Annotated in this window: 16 protein-coding genes; 12 read left to right on the top strand and 4 right to left on the bottom strand. The window is 62.9% G+C overall.

Annotated features, from left to right (window positions below; all coding sequences use genetic code 11):
* Window positions 1-36: 36 nt before the first annotated feature.
* From AC2A04_RS17370 to AC2A04_RS17355, 4 genes are all read left to right on the top strand, one after another.
* Window positions 37-777 (top strand): nuclear transport factor 2 family protein, encoded by a 741-nt coding sequence (locus AC2A04_RS17370; RefSeq protein WP_484213623.1) that lies wholly within the window; start codon window positions 37-39, stop codon window positions 775-777.
* A 63-nt stretch (window positions 778-840) separates the two neighbouring features.
* On the top strand, window positions 841-2,271 hold the full coding sequence (locus AC2A04_RS17365; protein WP_484213622.1) for an NAD-dependent succinate-semialdehyde dehydrogenase: 1,431 nt from the start codon (window positions 841-843) through the stop codon (window positions 2,269-2,271).
* 28 nt (window positions 2,272-2,299) lie between these two features.
* Complete coding sequence (locus tag AC2A04_RS17360) at window positions 2,300-3,355, top strand: amidohydrolase family protein (protein ID WP_484213621.1); 1,056 nt, start codon at window positions 2,300-2,302, stop codon at window positions 3,353-3,355.
* Between the two features lie 23 nt (window positions 3,356-3,378).
* Window positions 3,379-4,992: an MFS transporter gene (locus AC2A04_RS17355; RefSeq protein WP_484213620.1), complete on the top strand. Its 1,614-nt coding sequence runs from the start codon at window positions 3,379-3,381 to the stop codon at window positions 4,990-4,992.
* 4 nt (window positions 4,993-4,996) lie between these two features.
* Here AC2A04_RS17355 and AC2A04_RS17350 read toward each other — a convergent pair whose 3' ends face one another.
* Together AC2A04_RS17350 and AC2A04_RS17345 are read right to left on the bottom strand one after the other, a co-directional pair.
* Entirely contained in the window at window positions 4,997-5,458 is a 462-nt protein-coding gene (locus AC2A04_RS17350; RefSeq protein ID WP_484213619.1) for a DUF3237 domain-containing protein, read from the bottom strand.
* Complete coding sequence (locus AC2A04_RS17345; RefSeq protein WP_484213618.1) at window positions 5,455-6,939, bottom strand: lignostilbene-alpha,beta-dioxygenase; 1,485 nt, start codon at window positions 6,937-6,939, stop codon at window positions 5,455-5,457. The genes AC2A04_RS17350 and AC2A04_RS17345 overlap by 4 nt, the downstream gene beginning before the upstream one ends.
* Window positions 6,940-7,014: 75 nt before the next feature.
* Between AC2A04_RS17345 and AC2A04_RS17340 the strand changes: the two genes are divergently transcribed.
* The 4 genes from AC2A04_RS17340 to AC2A04_RS17325 all read left to right on the top strand — a co-directional run bounded on the left by AC2A04_RS17340 (window position 7,015) and on the right by AC2A04_RS17325 (window position 10,816).
* Window positions 7,015-7,488, top strand: a complete 474-nt coding sequence (locus tag AC2A04_RS17340) for a Saro_0803 family transcriptional regulator (RefSeq protein ID WP_484213617.1) — start codon at window positions 7,015-7,017, stop codon at window positions 7,486-7,488.
* Between the two features lie 46 nt (window positions 7,489-7,534).
* On the top strand, window positions 7,535-8,872 hold the full coding sequence (locus AC2A04_RS17335; RefSeq protein WP_484213616.1) for an MFS transporter: 1,338 nt from the start codon (window positions 7,535-7,537) through the stop codon (window positions 8,870-8,872).
* 296 nt (window positions 8,873-9,168) lie between these two features.
* Window positions 9,169-10,317: a dipeptidase gene (locus AC2A04_RS17330; protein WP_484213615.1), complete on the top strand. Its 1,149-nt coding sequence runs from the start codon at window positions 9,169-9,171 to the stop codon at window positions 10,315-10,317.
* A 118-nt stretch (window positions 10,318-10,435) separates the two neighbouring features.
* A complete protein-coding gene (locus AC2A04_RS17325; protein WP_484213614.1) occupies window positions 10,436-10,816 on the top strand; it encodes a VOC family protein in 381 nt (126 codons plus the stop codon).
* A 58-nt stretch (window positions 10,817-10,874) separates the two neighbouring features.
* Here AC2A04_RS17325 and AC2A04_RS17320 read toward each other — a convergent pair whose 3' ends face one another.
* On the bottom strand, window positions 10,875-12,284 hold the full coding sequence (locus tag AC2A04_RS17320; RefSeq protein WP_484213613.1) for a helix-turn-helix domain-containing protein: 1,410 nt from the start codon (window positions 12,282-12,284) through the stop codon (window positions 10,875-10,877).
* Window positions 12,285-12,423: 139 nt separating this feature from the next.
* On the opposite strand from AC2A04_RS17320, the gene AC2A04_RS17315 reads away from it, so the two are divergent.
* The 4 genes from AC2A04_RS17315 (at window position 12,424) to scpA (ending at window position 17,807) form a co-directional block, all read left to right on the top strand.
* Entirely contained in the window at window positions 12,424-13,950 is a 1,527-nt protein-coding gene (locus AC2A04_RS17315; protein ID WP_484213612.1) for an acyl-CoA carboxylase subunit beta, read from the top strand.
* Window positions 13,951-13,977: 27 nt separating this feature from the next.
* Window positions 13,978-15,156 (top strand): acetyl-CoA C-acyltransferase family protein, encoded by a 1,179-nt coding sequence (locus AC2A04_RS17310; protein WP_484213611.1) that lies wholly within the window; start codon window positions 13,978-13,980, stop codon window positions 15,154-15,156.
* Window positions 15,157-15,160: 4 nt separating this feature from the next.
* Entirely contained in the window at window positions 15,161-15,598 is a 438-nt protein-coding gene (gene mce, locus AC2A04_RS17305; protein ID WP_484213610.1) for a methylmalonyl-CoA epimerase, read from the top strand.
* An 82-nt stretch (window positions 15,599-15,680) separates the two neighbouring features.
* On the top strand, window positions 15,681-17,807 hold the full coding sequence (gene scpA, locus AC2A04_RS17300; RefSeq protein ID WP_484213609.1) for a methylmalonyl-CoA mutase: 2,127 nt from the start codon (window positions 15,681-15,683) through the stop codon (window positions 17,805-17,807).
* A 173-nt stretch (window positions 17,808-17,980) separates the two neighbouring features.
* Here scpA and AC2A04_RS17295 read toward each other — a convergent pair whose 3' ends face one another.
* Window positions 17,981-18,316: a GIY-YIG nuclease family protein gene (locus AC2A04_RS17295; RefSeq protein ID WP_484213608.1), complete on the bottom strand. Its 336-nt coding sequence runs from the start codon at window positions 18,314-18,316 to the stop codon at window positions 17,981-17,983.
* Between the last annotated feature and the right edge of the window lie 303 nt (window positions 18,317-18,619).

Here is an 18,619-nt window from a genome sequence, read left to right as displayed (position 1 = left end):
GTTAGTAAGACAAACTAATTAGAATGGGAGCAGGACGTGTCCGACACCGACAAGATTGCCGCGCTTGAAAGCCGCCTCGCAGACCTCGAGCAGCGCCTGACCGTGCGCGAGGATGAACTCGACATCCGCAAGCTGCAGCACCTCTACGGCTACCTGATCGACAAATGCATGTATAACGAGACAGTCGATCTGTTCACCGAGGACGGCGAAGTGCGCTTCTTCGGTGGCGTGTGGAAGGGCAAGGAAGGCGCACGCCGGCTTTACGTCGAACGCTTCCAGAAGCGTTTCACTTACGGCAACAACGGCCCGATCGACGGCTTCCTGCTCGATCATCCGCAGCTGCAGGACATTATCCACGTGCAGCCCGATGGCGTCACCGCATTCGGTCGCGCGCGCTCGATGATGCAGGCAGGGCGTCACAAGGACTATGAAGGCGAAGAGCCCCACCTCAAGGCGCGCCAGTGGTGGGAAGGCGGCATCTACGAGAACACCTACAAGAAGGTCGACGGCGTGTGGCGGATGCACGTGCTCAACTACATGCCGATCTGGCACGCCGATTTCGAAACCGGCTGGGCCAAAACTCCGCACGAATACGTGCCGTTCCCGAGCCAGACCTACCCCACTGATCCGACTGGTCCGGATGAGCTGATCACCGACCACTGGCTCTGGCCGACGCACAAGCTCAATGCCTTCCACATGAAGCACCCGGTCACGGGCGAGGAAATGGTCGCGCAGCGCTGGCAGGGCGACATCGACCGCGAGAACGCCAGAAAGTAAGAGATTGCGGGCGGGGGCACCGTTCCTCCCCGCTCCTGCCCGCAAACCCCGGATGGAATTGAAATGACCCAGTATCCTTCGCTGCACATGATGATTGATGGCGAGCGCATCAGCGGCGGCGGTCGTCGCACGCATGCGGTGGTCAATCCCGCAACGGGTGAGACCATCGGTGACCTCCCGCTTGCCGAAGCCGCAGACCTTGATCGTGCGCTTGAAACAGCGGCAAAGGGCTTCCGCATCTGGCGCAAGTCGAGCCCGCAGCAGCGGGCAGCCGTGCTGCAGGGTGCCGCCCGGCTCATGCTCGAACGCCAGGAGGAACTTGCCCGCATTGCCACTCTGGAAGAGGGCAAGACCATCGGCGAGGCGCGGATCGAAGTCCTGATGAACGTCGGGCTGTTCAATTTCTACGCAGGCGAAGTGTTCCGTATCTATGGTCGCACGCTGGTGCGCCCGACCGGCATGCGCAGCACGGTCTTGCACGAGCCGGTTGGTCCGGTTGCGGCATTTGCGCCATGGAACTTCCCGCTCGGCAATCCCGGCCGCAAGCTGGGCGCCCCGATTGCTGCGGGCTGCTCGGTGATCCTGAAGGCGGCGGAAGAAACCCCGGCATCGGCACTGGGCGTGCTTCAGTGCCTGCTTGATGCCGGCCTGCCTAGGCAAGTGGCGCAGGCTGTGTTCGGTGTGCCCGATGAAGTCAGCCGCCACCTGCTCGGCTCGCCCGTGATCCGCAAGCTGTCGTTCACCGGGTCGACCGTTGTCGGCAAGCATCTGGCGCGGCTCGCCAGCGACAACATGCTGCGCACGACGATGGAGCTTGGCGGACACGGTCCCGTGCTGGTCTTTGCCGATGCCGACATCGATCGCACGCTCGATACGGTCGTCACGCAGAAATATCGCAACTCCGGCCAGGTCTGCGTTTCGCCCACCCGGTTCATCGTCGAGGAAAGCGTATTCGACCGTTTCCGCGACGGCTTCGTCGAGCGGGCCCGTGCGATCAAAGCCGGCAATGGCCTCGATGAATCTTTCCAGATGGGCCCGATGGCCAACCCCCGTCGCCCCGAAGCGATGGACCGCCTGATAGGCGATGCCACCACGCGCGGCGCAAAGCTGCATCTGGGCGGCGAACGCCTCGGCAATGCCGGGTATTTCTACGCGCCGTCCGTGCTGTCTGAAATTCCGCTCGATGCGACGATCATGAACGAGGAGCCGTTCGGGCCGGTTGCCCTTATCAACCCGTTCCGTGGTGAAGAAGCGATGGTCGCCGAGGCCAACCGCCTGCCCTATGGCCTTGCTGCCTATGCCTGGACCGACAGCATCGCGCGCCAGCGGCGTCTGGCAGACGATATCGAGACCGGGATGCTCGGCCTCAATACCGCGATGATCGGCGGCCCGGATGCACCCTTCGGCGGTGTGAAGTGGTCGGGCCACGGTGCCGAGGACGGACCTGAGGGCGTGCTTGCTTGCATGGTCATGAAGGCCGTGCACGAAGGCTGACAAGCCCGTTTCCATGGAGAGGATGCCAATGACCGACGAACTCAAGACCGGCGGTGACCGGGGCTATCTGCGCATCGCCACCGAGGAAGCCTTCGCCACGCGCGAGCTGATCGACGTCTACCTGCGCATGGTTCGCGATGGCACGGGGGACAAGGGGCTGGTCTCGCTCTGGGGCTTCTATGCCCAGTCCCCGTCCGAACGCGCAACCCAGATCATGGAACGGCTGCTCGACCTTGGGACGCGCCGCATTGCCGATATGGATGCGACCGGGATCGACAAGGCGATCCTCGCGCTGACTTCGCCCGGCGTGCAGCCCTTGCTGGACATCGACGAAGCCAAGGCGATTGCCGCGCGGGCCAACGACACGCTCGCTGCAGCCTGCGAAAGGTATCCCGACCGTTTCATCGGCATGGGCACGGTCGCCCCGCAGGATCCCGAATGGTCAGCGCAAGAAATCCATCGCGGTGCCAGGGAACTGGGCTTCAAGGGCATCCAGATCAACAGCCATACCCAGGGCCGCTATCTGGACGAAGACTTCTTCGATCCCATTTTCCGCGCGCTCGTCGAGGTAGACCAGCCGCTCTACATCCACCCCGCCACGTCGCCTGATTCGATGATCGGCCCGATGCTTGAAGCCGGGCTCGACGGTGCGATCTTCGGTTTCGGCGTGGAAACGGGCATGCACTTGCTGCGCCTGATCACCATCGGCATCTTCGACAAGTACCCCAGCCTGCAGATCATGGTCGGCCACATGGGCGAGGCGCTTCCCTACTGGCTCTATCGCCTTGACTACATGCATCAGGCGGGCGTCCGTTCGCAGCGCTACGAACGCATGAAGCCGCTCAAGAAGACCATCGCTGAGTACCTCAGGTCCAACGTTCTCGTCACCAATTCGGGCGTGGCGTGGGAGCCGGCTATCAAGTTCTGCCAGCAAGTCATGGGCGAAGATCGCGTCATGTATGCGATGGACTATCCCTACCAGTACGTCGCGCAGGAAGTTCGCGACATGGATGCGATGGACATGAGCGCGGAAACGAAGAAGAAGTTCTTCCAGACGAATGCCGAGCGCTGGTTCAAATTGTGACGCAGGCAGCGGAGAGGGACTCGATGACGCAACAGCCGCGCCGCACGCCCCCCAGCGTGAAAATGGCACCCGGCGCTTGGTACGCGCTGATTCTCGTTGCCCTCACCAATGCGATGAGCCTGCTCGACCGGCAGATCCTCGCCATTCTCGCGCCGGCGATCAAGGCAGACCTCGACATCGGCGACGCCGAGATGGGTCTGCTCTACGGCACCGTCTTCGCCCTGTTCTACGCCCTGTTCTCGCTTCCCGTCGGCAGGCTTGCCGACGGCTGGGTGCGTACGCGCCTGCTCGCCATCAGCCTGCTCTTCTGGTCTGCCGCCACCGGTCTTGCCGGACTTGCCAGCAGCTTCTCGCTGCTCGCCCTCTCGCGCCTCGGCGTCGGCATAGGTGAAGCCGCAACCCAGCCTGCCGGCACGTCGCTGATCTATGACTTCTGGCCAAAGCACCGACGCGGCTTTGTGATGTCGGTGCTCGCATCGGCGATTGCCCTCGGTCTTGGCGGCTCGCTTATCCTCGGCGGCGTTGCGGCCGGCTGGTGGGATGCAACATATGCCACGGGCAATGCGCCGCTGGCCCTCAGGGGCTGGCAGTTTGCCTTCCTCGCCGCAGCAGCGCCGGGCTTTATCCTCGCTGGCTTCCTCTGGTTTCTGCGCGAGCCTGTGCGCGGGCAGATGGACGGCATCGAGACCGCGCCCGAGGCACATCCCTTCCGCAACAGTCTGGCGCTGCTCGGCGCGGTCACACCCGGCTTCCACTGGCTTGGCATGAAAGGCAGGGGGGCTAGCCCCACCATGGTGCGCGGCAACTTCCTCGCTCTGGGGCTGATCGTGATCGCCGCATACGCGCTGACCATTCTCAGCAACGCGATAAGTCCCAAGCCGGTGATGCTGCTCGGTGGCATCGCGCTCAACCCCCACGCGCTGCAGTGGGGCGTGATCGGCCTTGGCGTCTTCGTCATCGTCAACCTGATGCAAGGCATGAAGCTGGGCGATGCGCAGGCCTTTCGCGTCATCAGCCGGTCGCCCACGTTGCTGATGTGCATTGCCGTCGGCACGCTGCAGTCTTCGCTCAATTACGGAATGATGGCCTTCAACCCCAGCTTTCTGATCCGCAGCTATGGCCTGACCATGCAGGAGACCGCGTTGCAGTTCGGGCTGCTTTCCGCCGCCATGGGCATCGTCGGGCCGCTGGTTTGGGGCCCGCTGTCCGATTGGCTGACCCAGCGCTTTCCCGGTGGCGGTGGGCGCGCGTGGGTCGCGCTGTTCGCGATGGCCGCATCGCCGGTCCTGTCGTTCTGGGTCTATTTTGCGGGCGATGCCGGCAGCTTCTATGCCCGCTTCGTCCTTTACGCCTTCATCCTGACCGGCTGGATGCCGCCGCTCTACGCGATCATCTACGATCAGGTGCTGCCCCGCATGCGCGGCCTTCTGTCGAGCTTCTACCTGCTCGTCATGACCATCCTTGGCATGGGCATCGGACCATACTTCGTCGGCCTCATATCGGATTCGACCGGGAGCCTGCGCACGGCCATGCTTTCGATCAACGTGGTGGCCATCCCGATCTTCGTGCTGATGATCCTCATTGCCCGCCGGGCGGATCGCGACGAGGCAGGCCTGCTGGAACGGGCGGCGGGCTGACCGATCAGGTCACCCGCCATACCCACAGCTTGATCCCCAGCGGAAAGCGCGCGCCTGCGCACACAAAGATCGACCGGTTCATCCATTCGTAGCGGCCCTTGGGCGCAATGAATTCGGGAACGGTGCGGAAATAATATTCCGCGGGATCGACATCCTGCCCTGCGGCGAGCCGCTGCATCACGTCAGGCGGGCCGTGGCGCAACCCGCGATTGCGGATCTGGATCACCACGCCATCGTCGGTCTCGAGCGCATAGATCGCGTCGGCCACGGTCACCCCGTCGCTCCGCGTCAGCTGCCAATCCGCGGCGTTGCCAATCAGCTTGCCGCTGATCAGCGGTCCCTTGACGCGCCCACCGCCGACGATCGGAATGATCCGCCGCGTCCCGTCGCAGGTTTCACCGATGGCCACCGGAGGCTCGAGCTCTCCGGTGGCCTCATAGACGAACTCGAGGCCGGGCTGGATCAAGCGGCCAGTTCCCGCGTGGCAAGTCCGATCGCGTCCGCGTTGGCCCAGTTGCCGTGCAGGCCGAAGCGCAGGCGGATGGGGATGTGCACGGTGGCGACAGGACCCTTTTCGATATCGAGCGCGTCGAAGATCAGCAGGTCGCTGCACTGGTCCTCGAGCCGATTGCAGACCTGGACGATCCAGCCGTCGCCTTCAGGCGCATCCTTGGAACGGGGCACGAAGCAAGGTTCCTGCAGGCTGGATACCGGCCCGCACCACCAGTGCTGTTCGCGCCCGCTCTCGAAGTCCTTGAGGAAAAGGCAGTTCATCAGCAGGCCGCCGGCGCTGCCGCCGCGCAGTTCTACAGGGCGCCGCATGTCCATTTCGAGGAACCAGCCGTAGCGGGTCTTCGATCCGGCAAAGCGATCGTCGATGCGGGGAAACTCTGCGGCAGTATCGGTCAGCCTGACGACCTCGGCGAAATCCTCGCCATTGCTCGCCATGTCCACCACCCAGTCGGTCGGATGGCTCATCGCCTCCATTCCGTTGAAGGGTGCGCCGTGCACGTCGGGGAAGAACGGGAACATGTTGTTCTTCGCCTCGCACGTCAGGAAGTGGATTTTCGTTCCTTCCTGCCAGGCGTTGAGCACGTGGCTGGCAAAGCAGTTGTCACGCTTGAACCAGCGGATGTCGGCATCGGTCACCTCGTCGCGGCGGGGAATGATGCCGAGGTAGACAGGCATCGTGGTGTCGAAGCCGAAGTGCGGCTTGCCCTGTTCAAGCCGTTCCCAGCTGCCGATCGACGGCACGATGTGCAGCACGAGGTAATCCTCGGTCATGCCGAAGTCGTGCATCATGCAGTAATAGGGAACCTTGAACCACACTTCGCGGATCAGTTCGCCCGTGGGGCCGACTTCCATGTAGGTCACATCATCGGTGCACAAGCCGCTTGCGGCATAGCCGATGGCAACCATGTTGCCGTTCCTGGGATCGACCTTGGGATGCGCGGTAAATGTCTGGCCGGTCATCGCGCCGCCGAACTTCTCGAAGCCGATGGTCTCCATCGTCGCCGGGTCCATAACCAACGCCGGGCTGTCTTCCTTGAGCGCCCAGAGTTTGCCGCCGAACACGAAAGCATTGGTGTTTGCTGTCGACCGGATCTCGCCCTTCACGCTCTCGTCGTCGGTCAGCGGATTGCGGTAGTTGCCGAACAGCGCCTTGCCGGCTTCATTCTCCAGCTTCCACTTGTCGGTCTTTGCCCAGCGCTGGCGAAAATCGACCTGGCCATCATGGATGTGAAAGCGGGTGATCATGCCATCGCCGTTGAACGATATGTCATCCCCCATACGGGGAGGAAACTGCGGGTCGGGCTGGACGCGATAGAACGCGCCGTTTAATCCTTCAGGAATCGTGCCTTCGTGGGCAAGATCGGCGATATCCGCTTCGATCCGCGACGGCGTGTTGAATCCCGTGAAGTTGGGTGTGTCTGGAAATTGTGCCATGGCATCCTCCTTCCGATATTGTATGTAATGCTAACAATTAGACAAGCGCATTCGGGCGCAACTGGGGACAGGGCATTGATCAGGGACAAATTCGCCGATGCCATCGCACCGGTCGGTCACACCGACGAGGCGGACATTGGCGAGATCAACGACATCCTCGGATTTCACATCCGCTTGGCGCATGGCGCGTGCCTGCGCCATTTTACCGAAACCTTCACCGATCTCGACCTCACGCAGAAGCAGGTCTCGGTGCTGTGGCTGGTCGACGATCATCCCGGCATTGCGCAGACCGATCTTGCGCAGCGCCTGCGCATGGACCGTGCCACCACCATGGCGATCATCAACCGACTTCAGGCCAAGCACTTCCTGCGCCGTGACCGGTCGGACCAGGACGGCCGCAAGCAGGCGCTTCACCTGCAGCCAGCCGGGATCGAGATGCTGGCCAAGGCCAAGCGCGCGATCGGCGAGCATGAGGCATGGGTCAAGAGCCGCTTCACCGACAAGGAAGTGCGGCAACTCATCGAACTGCTTTCCAGGATCCACGAATAAGTTATAACAAATAGCAATAATCCAAGTTGGAGAGGAATCGGGCCGCATGTCACAAACCCCGCGCGAGGTAATCGAGCAGACGCCGATGGGCGTTCGCCAATGGATCGTGGTGGTCCTGATGGTGCTGTTGAACGCGCTTGATGGGTTTGACGTACTGTCGAGTGCCTTTGCAGCGCCGGGGATCACCGCCGATTGGGGCATTGCCCGCCCGGCGCTGGGCGTGGTGCTTTCGGCCGAACTGCTCGGCATGGGCTTCGGCTCCGTGCTCCTGGGCGGGGCGGCAGACCGGTATGGCCGCAAATTCACCATGCTTTTCTGCCTCGTGCTGATGGCGATTGGCATGTATCTGGCGAGCACTGCGGTGTCGGTTCAGCCGATGGTTGCCTACAGGTTTCTCACCGGCATCGGCATCGGCGGGATGCTCACCACCACCAACGCGGTGGTCGCCGAGAGCACCAATAGCCGTTGGCGCTCTGTCTCCATCGCGGTTTATGTAGCGGGTTATCCACTGGGCGCGATCATCGGTGGAATTGCGGCATCGGAATGGCTGCTACCCAACTACAGTTGGCATGCGGTGTTTCTGTTCGGCGCGGTGGTGACCGCAGTGTTGATCCCGGTCATTCTGGTGCTGGTGCCCGAAACAGCGGCCTATCTGGTGACGAAGCGCAATCTGGCGGGCGTGAACCGCACGTTCGCCGCTTTCGGGAAGCCCGCCATCAGCGATCTGCCGGTGATCGTGGCCGGCACCGTCAAGCCGCGCGTAACCGACATCCTGTCCAACCCCAAACTGCGCCCGGTCACCTTGCTGTTGGCATTCGGCTACACATTCCACTGCATCACTTTCTATTACATCCTGAAGTTTGGTGTGCAGATCGTGTCTGATTATCCGCCGGGCTATCATCCAGCGCAGGCGGCCACCGTGCTGACATATGCCAACATCGGCGGGTTTCTGGGCAGCGCGCTTTTCGGCTTCGCGATGGCGCGGCTGGGGGTCAGGTGGCCGACCGCGCTTATGTTGCTGATCGGCGCGATGATGGTGGCCTATTTCGGCACCGGGCGTGATACGCTGAAAGCGTGGCAAATGGCGACGATGATCGCCGGTTTCTTCACCAATGCGGCGATCAGCGGCTATTATGCCGCCTTTGCGCGAGGCTTCCCGGCTTATGCGCGGGCCACCGGCACAGGTTTCGCGCTGGGCGTGGGGCGGCTGGGTGCTGCGGGAAGTCCGTTGTTGGCGGGCGCCCTCTTTGGCTGGTTGGGAGACGGCCAATTGTTGACGGTGTCGATCATAATGGCGACGGGCTCGGTTATCAGCCTCGCATTGTTTCTGATGCTGCCCGAGCGCGATGGCGACGACGTGATGTCGGAGCAGCGTGCCGAATAAGTTCACTTCATCCAAAGCCATTACCCGATGTAAAGCCGCACCGCTTTGGCCTTTGCGCGCAAGGGTTGACCTGTTCACCCAGGCAGGCCTTGATATGTTGGGCGTGTCGGTGATTTCGGCGATGGAATCGGTCCTCGCGGCGCTGCTTCTGCTCACCTTTCGCCAGAAACTTTGGCGGAACTCGGAGGGACGAAATGCGTGTGACCAGAAGCCTCGTTTCGCCCCTCGTCTGCATGGCCCTGTTGTGGGGGAGTTGCGGGGGAGTTGCAGCAGAGCCCCGACAGAATTCGCGAGAGTTGGAAAGTGCCTCTCCGCTGGTCTGGGACGGCCATAACGACGTTCCCGAACAGTTGCGCGAACGACGCAAGAACGTGCTGGAAGGCTTTGATTTCAAAGACTCACGCGCCGCTGGCATGATGACTGACTTGCCGCGATTGAAAGCCGGAGGCGTCGGCGCGCAGTTCTGGTCGGTCTATGTCTCGGCCGAACTGCCCGAACCGCAGGCGGTGCAGGCAACGCTCGAACAGATCGACGTGATGAAACGCCTCATCGCGCGGCACCCGGCCGAGATGCAGTTCTGCGGCGATACCGCATGCGTCGAAAAAGCTTGGAAATCAAAGAAGATAGCCTCACTCATCGGCATGGAAGGCGGTCACTCGATCGGCGGCTCGCTGGGCGTCCTGCGCCAAATGTATAGTCTCGGCGCGCGCTACATGACGCTGACGCACTTCAAGAACACCGCCTGGGCCGACAGTGCGACCGACGCTCCCGCGCATGGCGGACTGACGCCCTTCGGCATGAAGGTCGTGCGCGAGATGCAGCGCCTCGGGATGCTGGTCGATCTTGCCCATGTCAGCGAGGCGACGATGGCCGATGTCCTTGCCATGGGCGGGCCTCCCGTCATCGTCAGCCATTCGAACGCCCGTGCAATCAACCACCATGCGCGCAACGTTTCCGATGCGACGCTCAAGCTTATCGCGGCCAATGGCGGCATAATCATGGTCAACTTCTATCCGCCCTACGTTCTCGAGGCCGCAAGGCAATGGAGCGCGGGGCGCGAAGCCGAAGAGGCGCGCGCCAAGGCGCTTCATCGCGGTGATCCGGCGGCGGCAGAAGCCGCCCTTGCTCAGTGGGACAAGGCAAACCCGATGCCACGCGGCAGCGTATCCGACGTGGCCGATCACCTCGAACACATTGCCCGGCTGACAGGCGTCGATCACGTCGGTCTTGGCGGCGATCTTGATGGTGTGGAAGCGACGATCGGTGGGCTCGATGACGTCGCGTCCTATCCGGCGCTTTTTGTCGAGCTGGCGCGCCGTGGCTGGTCGCAGGCAGATCTCGAGAAGCTGTCCAGTCGCAATATGCTGCGCGTGATGAAGGCGGCCGAGACCTATGCGGCAGCGCACCGTGGTGATGCGGAAGAGGAGAGCGAGACTACCTTCTGATCTTATCAGATGTTATCCAGTTCCATCTGGCGGCATGGCCTTCGCGAAAGCTTGAGCGGTGCCCCGCGCTGGTGCATCAAGCGCCGGCTGGCCGCTGCGGCCCAATAGGAGAGACCTGATGTTCACCCATACGTTCCTTGGCACCAACGACATCGAAAAGTCGCGCAAGTTCTACTCCGCCATCATGGAAACGCTGGGCCACACGACGGCCGTTCCCTTGCCGCACGGCACCGCGTTTCCTTCGGCGAATGGCTCGCTGATCGTGGCAAAGCCCGCCAACGGCGAAGCGCACACCGTGTCCAACGGCTACACGCTGGGCTTCAAGGCGGCTGATTCTTCGGTAGTCGACGCATGGCACGCGGCCGGCATTGCCAACGGCGGAACCTGCGAAGGTGAACCCGGCGTGCGTGTCAACGCTCCAGGCCAGCAGTACGGCGCCTACCTGCGCGATCCCGACGGCAACAAGATCTGCACCTTCGCGCCCAATCCCAACGCCTGATGTCCAAAGTCTGACGACAGACCGGGCGGGCGCGGGACATGCCGCGCCCGCCAAGGCTCTAGAGGTCGGTGATGCCGTAAGGCACCAGATCGCGGGCGTGGGGGTCCACCACGATCGCCCGGTCGCTGGGCGGAAAGGCGCGTTGGTCGCAGGCGTCGCGCGGGCAGATGCGGCAGGAAATGCCGATGCGCGTCACCGTTTCCGGGCGCTTGAGATTGAGCCCGTCGGCATAGATGAACTCGTCCGCCAGCGCGGCTTCGCAGCCAAGCGCCACGGCATAACGGCGCGGCGGTCGGTAGAATGACCCGCTCGGCTTGACCAGGCCCTTGGCGATCGAAACATAGCGCACGCCATCTGGCATTTCGGCGGCCTGCACGTGGATGCGATCGGGAATCGCCACGGCTTCATGCACTACCCATAGCGGGCAGGCCCCGCCGAACCGCGCGAACTGCAGGCGCGTGGCAGAATGGCGCTTCGTGATGTTTCCTGCCATGTCGACACGGCAGAAGAACATCGGAATGCCGCGTGCCTGCGGGCGCTGCAATGTGGACAACCGGTGGCACGCTTGTTCGAAGCTGGTGCCGAAGGTCTGGCGCAACTGGTCGATGTCGTGGCGCAGTTCACGCGAACGCGTGCGGAACCATTCATACGGCATCAGCAACGCCCCGGCAGCGTAATTGCCGAGGCCAACGGTCAGCAACTGGCGCGCCGCCGCTGATTGAAGCGTCGCGTCACCAACGATCGCCGCGATCTCTTCGCGCAGGGCGAGGGCCGCAAGCTGGAAGGCCATCTGAAAGCGTCCGCTCTCGATCGGCTGGTTTGGATCGAGCGTCAGCCGCCGCGTTGCCGGATCGAACCGTCGCATCGCGCCACCGCCGGCATATTCCACGCTGACCCCGTTTGCCTCGAGCCAGTCGGCCATTTGCGCCAGCGAAGGCGAAACGCCCGTACCGGCGAGCCGCAATGCCAGCCGCTCGGCCGCGCGGTCAATCGCATCGACATAATTGTTGGCGTGGTGGAACCAGTCGCGCACTTCCTCCCACGGCAGCCGACCGCCCGAGATGTTGTCTGCACCCAGCGCCTCGTCGATGATCTCCAGCCGCTGCATCGAGCGGCGGTGCTGGTCATGCAGCCGGGCAAAAGCCTCGGCAAAGGCGGGGTATTGTTCGGCCACGCGTTCGATCTGTTCGCTCGACAGACCGCCCGCAAGCTGCTGATCGGTAGCCGCATCGCGCAGCGCGGCGAGCACGGGCTCGACCCGGTCGGATGTAAGATCCTCCCAATCCACTGGAAAGTTGGCGCGCAAACGGTCGGTCAGCGTCGGCGTCAACGGGCGCTCGTCGTTTTCGAGCTGCGAAAGATAGGATGCGCTGATCCCCATCAGCTGCGCCATCTCGCCCTGGCGTAGCTTTCGCGTCGTGCGCAAGGTGCGCAACTGCTGTCCCGCAAAGAGGCGGCGTCTTACCATTTTACCGTGTTCCGGCCATTTCAATCTGTTTCGATTTGCAAATTTCGTGTTCGCAAGTTTGCAGAATAACATTGGACTTGGCAAGCGCGCTGGCGCATCGCGCGAACTCGGAATTGCCGCTGATGCGAGGGTTTGAACGATGTCTGCCAATATTGCCGAGATGGAAAAGCGCCGGCAGGCGGCGCGCATGGGTGGCGGACAGAAGCGCATCGATGCCCAGCACGCCAAGGGCAAGCTGACCGCGCGCGAACGCCTCAAGGTGCTGCTCGACGAAGGCAGCTTCGAAGAGGTCGACATGTACGTGGAGCACAACTGCGTCGACTTCGGCATGCCCGAAACGGTCGTTCCGGGCGACGGTGTGGTGACCGGCTCGGGCACGATCAATGGCCGCCTCGTGTACGTCTTCAGTCAGGATTTCACCGTGTTCGGCGGATCGCTGTCCGAGCGTCACGCGCAGAAGATTTGCAAGGTCATGGACATGGCGCTCAAGGTTGGCGCGCCGGTGATCGGTCTGAATGATTCCGGCGGCGCGCGCATCCAGGAAGGCGTGGCATCGCTCGGTGGCTATGCCGAGGTGTTCCAGCGCAATGTTCTGGCCTCGGGCGTGGTCCCGCAGCTTTCGCTGATCATGGGGCCCTGTGCCGGCGGCGCAGTCTATTCCCCGGCGATGACCGACTTCATCTTCATGGTGAAGGACAGCTCCTACATGTTCGTGACCGGGCCCGACGTGGTCAAGACGGTGACCAACGAGATCGTCACGCAGGAAGAACTGGGCGGTGCGGTGACGCATACGACCAAGACGTCCGTGGCCGATCTCGCGCTCGAAAACGACATCGAAGCCCTGCTAGCCGCGCGCGATTTCTTCGATTACCTGCCGCTGTCGAACCGGCACGATGTGCCCGAGCGACCGACGTCCGATCCCTATGACCGCCTCGAGCACAGCCTCGACACCATCGTGCCCGCTTCGGCCAACCAGCCCTATGACATGCAGGAAGTGATCCGCAAGACGGTCGACGAGGGCGAGTTCTTCGAGGTCCAGCCTCGCCACGCGGGCAACATCATTGTCGGCTTCGGGCGCGTCGAGGGCCGCACCGTCGGCATCGTTGCCAACCAGCCGATGGTGCTGGCAGGCGTGCTCGACATCAATTCCTCGAAGAAGGCCGCGCGCTTCGTGCGCTTCTGCGATGCATTCAGCATTCCGATCCTGACCTTTGTCGACGTTCCCGGCTTCCTCCCCGGCACTGCGCAGGAGCACAACGGCATCATCAAGCACGGCGCCAAGCTGCTGTTCGCCTATGCCGAGGCGACTGTGCCCAAGATTACCGTCATCACGCGCAAGGCCTATGGCGGCGCCTATGACGTGATGGCCTCCAAGCACTTGCGCGGCGATTTGAACTACGCTTGGCCGACCGCCGAAATCGCGGTGATGGGCGCGAAGGGCGCGGTCGAAATCATCTTCCGCGGCCTTTCGGCCGAAGAGCAGGCGGTGAAGACCAGGGAATACGAGGACCGCTTTGCCAACCCGTTCGTGGCCGCGAGCAAGGGCTTCGTTGACGAGGTGATCCACCCGCATTCCACTCGGCGGCGCGTGGCTCTGGGTTTGCGCAAGCTCAAGACCAAGAGCCTCGAGAACCCATGGAAGAAGCACGACAATATTCCGCTGTAATCGCGGATTTCGCTTGGAAAGACTGACATGACCGAAATCTTCATCGTCTCGGGCGCGCGAACCGCCATCGGCTCGTTCGGTGGTGGGCTTGCCTCCATGCGCCCCGCCGAAACCGGCGCCATTGTCATCAAGGAAGCCATTGCCCGGGCCGGGATCACGGCGGACAAGGTGCAGAACGTCGTGATCGGCACGGTCGTGCCGACGCAGCCCAAGGACGCCTATGTCAGCCGCGTCGCTGCTGTGAACGCAGGCATTCCGATCGAAGCGCCCGCGATGAACGTGAACCGCCTGTGCGGTTCGGGCCTGCAGGCCATCGTCTCGGCGGCGCAGGGCATTGCGCTTGGCGAGCAGGACATTGCCATCGGCGGCGGCGCCGAGAGCATGTCGAACGCGCCGCACATGATCCTGACCGCGCGCAACGGCCAGAAGATGGGCGATCAGGTGCTGATGGACGCCATGCTCGGCGCGCTGCACGATCCGTTCGAGGGCATCCACATGGGCGTGACGGCGGAGAACGTAGCCGAACGTCTCGACATTAGCCGCGAGGCGCAGGACGCACTTGCCGCCGAGAGCCATAAGCGCGCGGCAGCCGCCATCGCGGCGGGCTATTTCAAGGACCAGATCGTCCCGGTCGAGATCAAGACGCGCAAGGGCACCGTCGTGTTCGACACCGACGAGCACGTGCGCGGCGAGACCACGGTGGAATCGCTCGCAGGCCTCAAGCCGGTGTTCAAGAAGGACGGCACCGTCACCGCGGGCAACGCCAGCGGCATCAACGATGGCGCGGCAGCGGTCGTGCTGGCGAGCGGAAAAGCCGTTGCCGAACACGGGCTCAAGCCGATGGCCAAGATCCTCGGCTGGGGCCACGCGGGCGTGGAGCCGAACGTCATGGGCCTCGGTCCGGTCAAGGCCGTGCCTGTGGCGCTGCAGCGTGCGGGCCTGACGCTCGACCAGATCGATGTGATCGAGAGCAACGAGGCGTTTGCGGCGCAGGCTTGCGGCGTGGCCAAGGAACTGGGCTTCGATCCGGCCAAGACCAACCCCAACGGCTCGGGCATCTCGCTCGGCCACCCGATCGGCGCGACCGGCGCAATCCTGACCATCAAGGCGATGTACGAACTGCACCGCACGGGCGGGCGCTATGGCCTGATCACGATGTGCATCGGCGGCGGGCAGGGCATCGCCATGGTTATCGAGAAGGTCTGACTCGATGAAACTTGGCCGCCTCAACCACGTTGGCGTTGCGACGCCCGACATCGATGCTTCCATCGCGTTCTATCGCGATGTGATGGGCGCGAGCGAGATCACCGAGCCGTTCGTGCTGGAAAGCCAGCAAGTCCGCGTCTGTTTCGTCAGCACCCCGGGCGAGAACGGCACGGCGGGCACGCAGATCGAGCTGATCCAGCCGACCAGCCCGGACAGCGCGGTGGGCAAGTGGCTCTTGGCCAACCCCTTGGGCGGCCAGCACCACCTCTGTTACGAAGTGCCCGACATTCACGCGGCCAAGGCCTGGTTTGAAGCCCAAGGCAAGCGCGTGCTGGGCGATCCCCGCATCGGTGCGCACGGGACGCTGATCTTCTTCGTGCACCCCAAGGACATGGGCGGGCAACTGACCGAGATCATGGAGACGCCGAAAGAGGCGCATTGAACGCCCTCCGATCGTGTCGAGCGAAGTCGAGACACGGGCAGACGGAGGTTCTCGACTTCGCTCGAACCGAACGGGTTTTAGAATGACCGACAAGACACTCGTCGACTGGCAGGCCGCAGCCGCCAAGGAAGTCAAAGGTAGGGACCTGACCTGGGCCACGCCGGAAGGCATCGCCGTCAAGCCGCTCTACACGGCCGAGGACGTGACGGTGGATCCGGGCCTGCCGGGCTTTGCGCCGTTCACGCGCGGTGTGCGCGCCTCGATGTATGCCGGGCGTCCGTGGACCATCCGTCAGTACGCGGGCTTCTCGACCGCCGAGGAATCGAACGCATTTTACCGCCGCAACCTTGCCGCAGGGCAGAAGGGTCTCTCGGTCGCCTTCGACCTTGCGACGCACCGCGGCTATGACTCCGACCATCCGCGCGTGGTGGGCGATGTCGGCAAGGCGGGTGTGGCGATCGACTCCGTCGAGGACATGAAGATCCTGTTCGACGGCATTCCGCTCGATCAGATGTCGGTCTCGATGACCATGAACGGCGCGGTGATCCCGATCCTCGCGTTCTTCATCGTTGCGGGCGAAGAGCAGGGCGTCGACCGCAAGCTGCTCGACGGGACCATCCAGAACGACATCCTCAAGGAGTTCATGGTCCGCAACACCTACATCTACCCGCCCGAACCCAGCATGCGGATCATCTCGGACATCTTCGGCTACACCAGCCGCGAGATGCCCAAGTTCAATTCGATCTCGATCTCCGGCTACCACATGCAGGAAGCCGGTGCGACGCAGGTGCAGGAACTGGCCTTCACCATCGCCGACGGCATGGAATACGTGAAGTACGGCGTCGCCTCGGGCCTCGATATCGACAAGTTCGCCGGCCGCCTGTCGTTCTTCTTCGCCATCGGCATGAACTTCTTCATGGAAGTGGCCAAGCTGCGCGCGGCGCGCGTGCTGTGGCACCGGGTGATGACGAAGCTGGGGGCGCAGGACGAGCGCTCCAAGATGCTGCGCACGCACTGCCAGACTTCGGGCGTGAGTTTGCAGGAGCAGGACCCCTACAACAACGTGATCCGCACCACGATCGAGGCGATGGCCGCTATGCTGGGCGGCACGCAGTCGCTCCACACCAACGCGCTCGATGAAGCCATCGCGCTGCCGACCGACTTTTCCGCCCGCATCGCGCGCAACACGCAGATCGTGATCCAGGAAGAGACGGGCATGTGCAACGTGGTCGATCCGCTCGGCGGGTCGTACTACATTGAAGCGCTGACGCAGGACCTGGTCGACAAGGCCTGGGAGATCATCGAGCGCGTCGAGGCCGATGGCGGCATGGCCAAGGCCGTGGCCGCTGGCTGGCCCAAGGCGATGATCGAGGAAGCTGCTGCCGGACGGCAGGCCCGCGTGGATCGTGGCGAGGACGTGATCGTCGGCGTCAACAAGTATCGCCTTGCCAGTGAAGACCTGCTCGAAACGCTCGAAGTCGATAACGACAAGGTCCGTCAGGGCCAGATCGCCCGACTGAAGTGGGTGCGCGAAACGCGTGACGAGACCAAGTGCCGTGCGGCGCTCAATGCCTTGACCGAGGGCGCGAAGACGGGTGGCAACCTGCTCGAACTCGCGGTTGAGGCTGCGCGGCACCGCGCCACGCTGGGCGAAATCTCCGATGCGATGGAAGTCGTGTTCGGCCGCCACGGCACGTTCCCGACGCCGGTCAAGGGCGTCTATGGATCGGCCTATGCGGGTGACAATCGTTACCAGCAGGTGGTCGATGGCGTCGAAGCCGTCACCCGCCGCCTTGGTCGCACGCCGCGCATGCTCGTCGCCAAGATGGGGCAGGACGGGCATGACCGCGGCGCGAACGTCATCGCCTCGGCCTTTGGCGACATGGGCTTTGACGTGACCTCCGGCCCGCTGTTCCAGACGCCCGAGGAAGCTGCGCAGCTGGCCATCGAGAAGGACGTCGACGCGGTCGGGGCATCCTCGCTCGCCGCCGGGCACAAGACGCTGATCCCCGAACTGATCGGCCACCTGCGCGCAGCGGGGCGCTCTGACATCAAGGTCGTGGCAGGGGGCGTGATCCCGCCGCAGGACTACGACTTCCTGCGCGAGGCAGGCGTACAGGGTATCTACGGTCCGGGTTCGAACGTGGTCGAATGCGCGGCGGACATGCTGCGGCTGCTGGGCCACAACATGCCGCCGGTGGATGCATAAGCAGAATGGCTTCCCACACACTTCGTCATGCTGAACTCGTTTCAGCATCCATCCTTCCCCGCAGTGTTTCGGTCAGTGCGGCGCGATGGACCCTTAAGCGAGTTCAGGGTGACGATCTTTTTGTTACAAGAGAAGCTTCCTCGCCAAAAACACTGCGTCACCCTGAACTTGTTTCAGGGCCTATCTCCCCCGGCACGCGGAGCGATGGGGGCGAAGCCGAATCCAATTGCAAGGTCATGCCAATCCGGATTTGCACTCTGGATCAGGTTGATCTTCCACTGCCGGTGCCAGCGCTTGAGTTGCTTCTCGCGAGAGATCGCGGGGACCATTTCGTCGAAGCGCTCGAAATAGACGAGGCGGTAGACGGCGTACTTGCTGGTGAAGCCAGTGATCACGCCTTCGCGGTGCTGCCACAGCCTGCCGATAAGGTTGGACGTAACGCCGATGTAAAGCGTGCCGCGCGGCTGGCTGGCAAGGATGTAGACGCAAGGTTGTCGCTCGTCGCGCATGGCTCCGTGTTTGCGGAAGGGTGGACCCTGAAACAAGTTCAGGGTGACGGAGATTGGGCCGTTTCTGCAGCATCTCTCTCAATCGCAGGCCCCCGTCATGCTGAACTTGTTTCAGCATCCATGTGTGGTCCAGCGATGTCCGTTCGTGCGGAGAGATGGACGCTGAAACAAGTTCAGCGTGACGAGGGTGGGAAGGCAGCGCGATGAGCGACAGGGCCTTGGCATTTCTGATTTTCGTTTTGTGGGCAACGGCGAGCTATTTCGCGGTTGGCTACGTCGTAGACCATTCGATCATGCCCGCGC

This window comes from Novosphingobium sp. HNCC26DJ243, assembly GCF_057180545.1.
Note: the sequence above shows the minus strand (reverse complement) of the source record. Positions and strands in the feature narration are given on the sequence as shown.

Bases quoted from the DNA above. Each gene is read 5' to 3' on its own strand.
- AC2A04_RS17365 (WP_484213622.1), top strand. From the start codon at position 841: ATGACCCAGTATCCTTCGCTGCACATGATGATTGATGGCGAGCGCATC.
- AC2A04_RS17360 (WP_484213621.1), top strand. From the start codon at position 2,300: ATGACCGACGAACTCAAGACCGGCGGTGACCGGGGCTATCTGCGCATC.
- AC2A04_RS17355 (WP_484213620.1), top strand. From the start codon at position 3,379: ATGACGCAACAGCCGCGCCGCACGCCCCCCAGCGTGAAAATGGCACCC.
- AC2A04_RS17345 (WP_484213618.1), bottom strand. From the start codon at position 6,939: ATGGCACAATTTCCAGACACACCCAACTTCACGGGATTCAACACGCCG.
- AC2A04_RS17335 (WP_484213616.1), top strand. From the start codon at position 7,535: ATGTCACAAACCCCGCGCGAGGTAATCGAGCAGACGCCGATGGGCGTT.
- AC2A04_RS17325 (WP_484213614.1), top strand. From the start codon at position 10,436: ATGTTCACCCATACGTTCCTTGGCACCAACGACATCGAAAAGTCGCGC.
- AC2A04_RS17320 (WP_484213613.1), bottom strand. From the start codon at position 12,284: ATGGTAAGACGCCGCCTCTTTGCGGGACAGCAGTTGCGCACCTTGCGC.
- AC2A04_RS17315 (WP_484213612.1), top strand. From the start codon at position 12,424: ATGTCTGCCAATATTGCCGAGATGGAAAAGCGCCGGCAGGCGGCGCGC.
- AC2A04_RS17310 (WP_484213611.1), top strand. From the start codon at position 13,978: ATGACCGAAATCTTCATCGTCTCGGGCGCGCGAACCGCCATCGGCTCG.
- mce (WP_484213610.1), top strand. From the start codon at position 15,161: ATGAAACTTGGCCGCCTCAACCACGTTGGCGTTGCGACGCCCGACATC.
- scpA (WP_484213609.1), top strand. From the start codon at position 15,681: ATGACCGACAAGACACTCGTCGACTGGCAGGCCGCAGCCGCCAAGGAA.
- AC2A04_RS17295 (WP_484213608.1), bottom strand. From the start codon at position 18,316: ATGCGCGACGAGCGACAACCTTGCGTCTACATCCTTGCCAGCCAGCCG.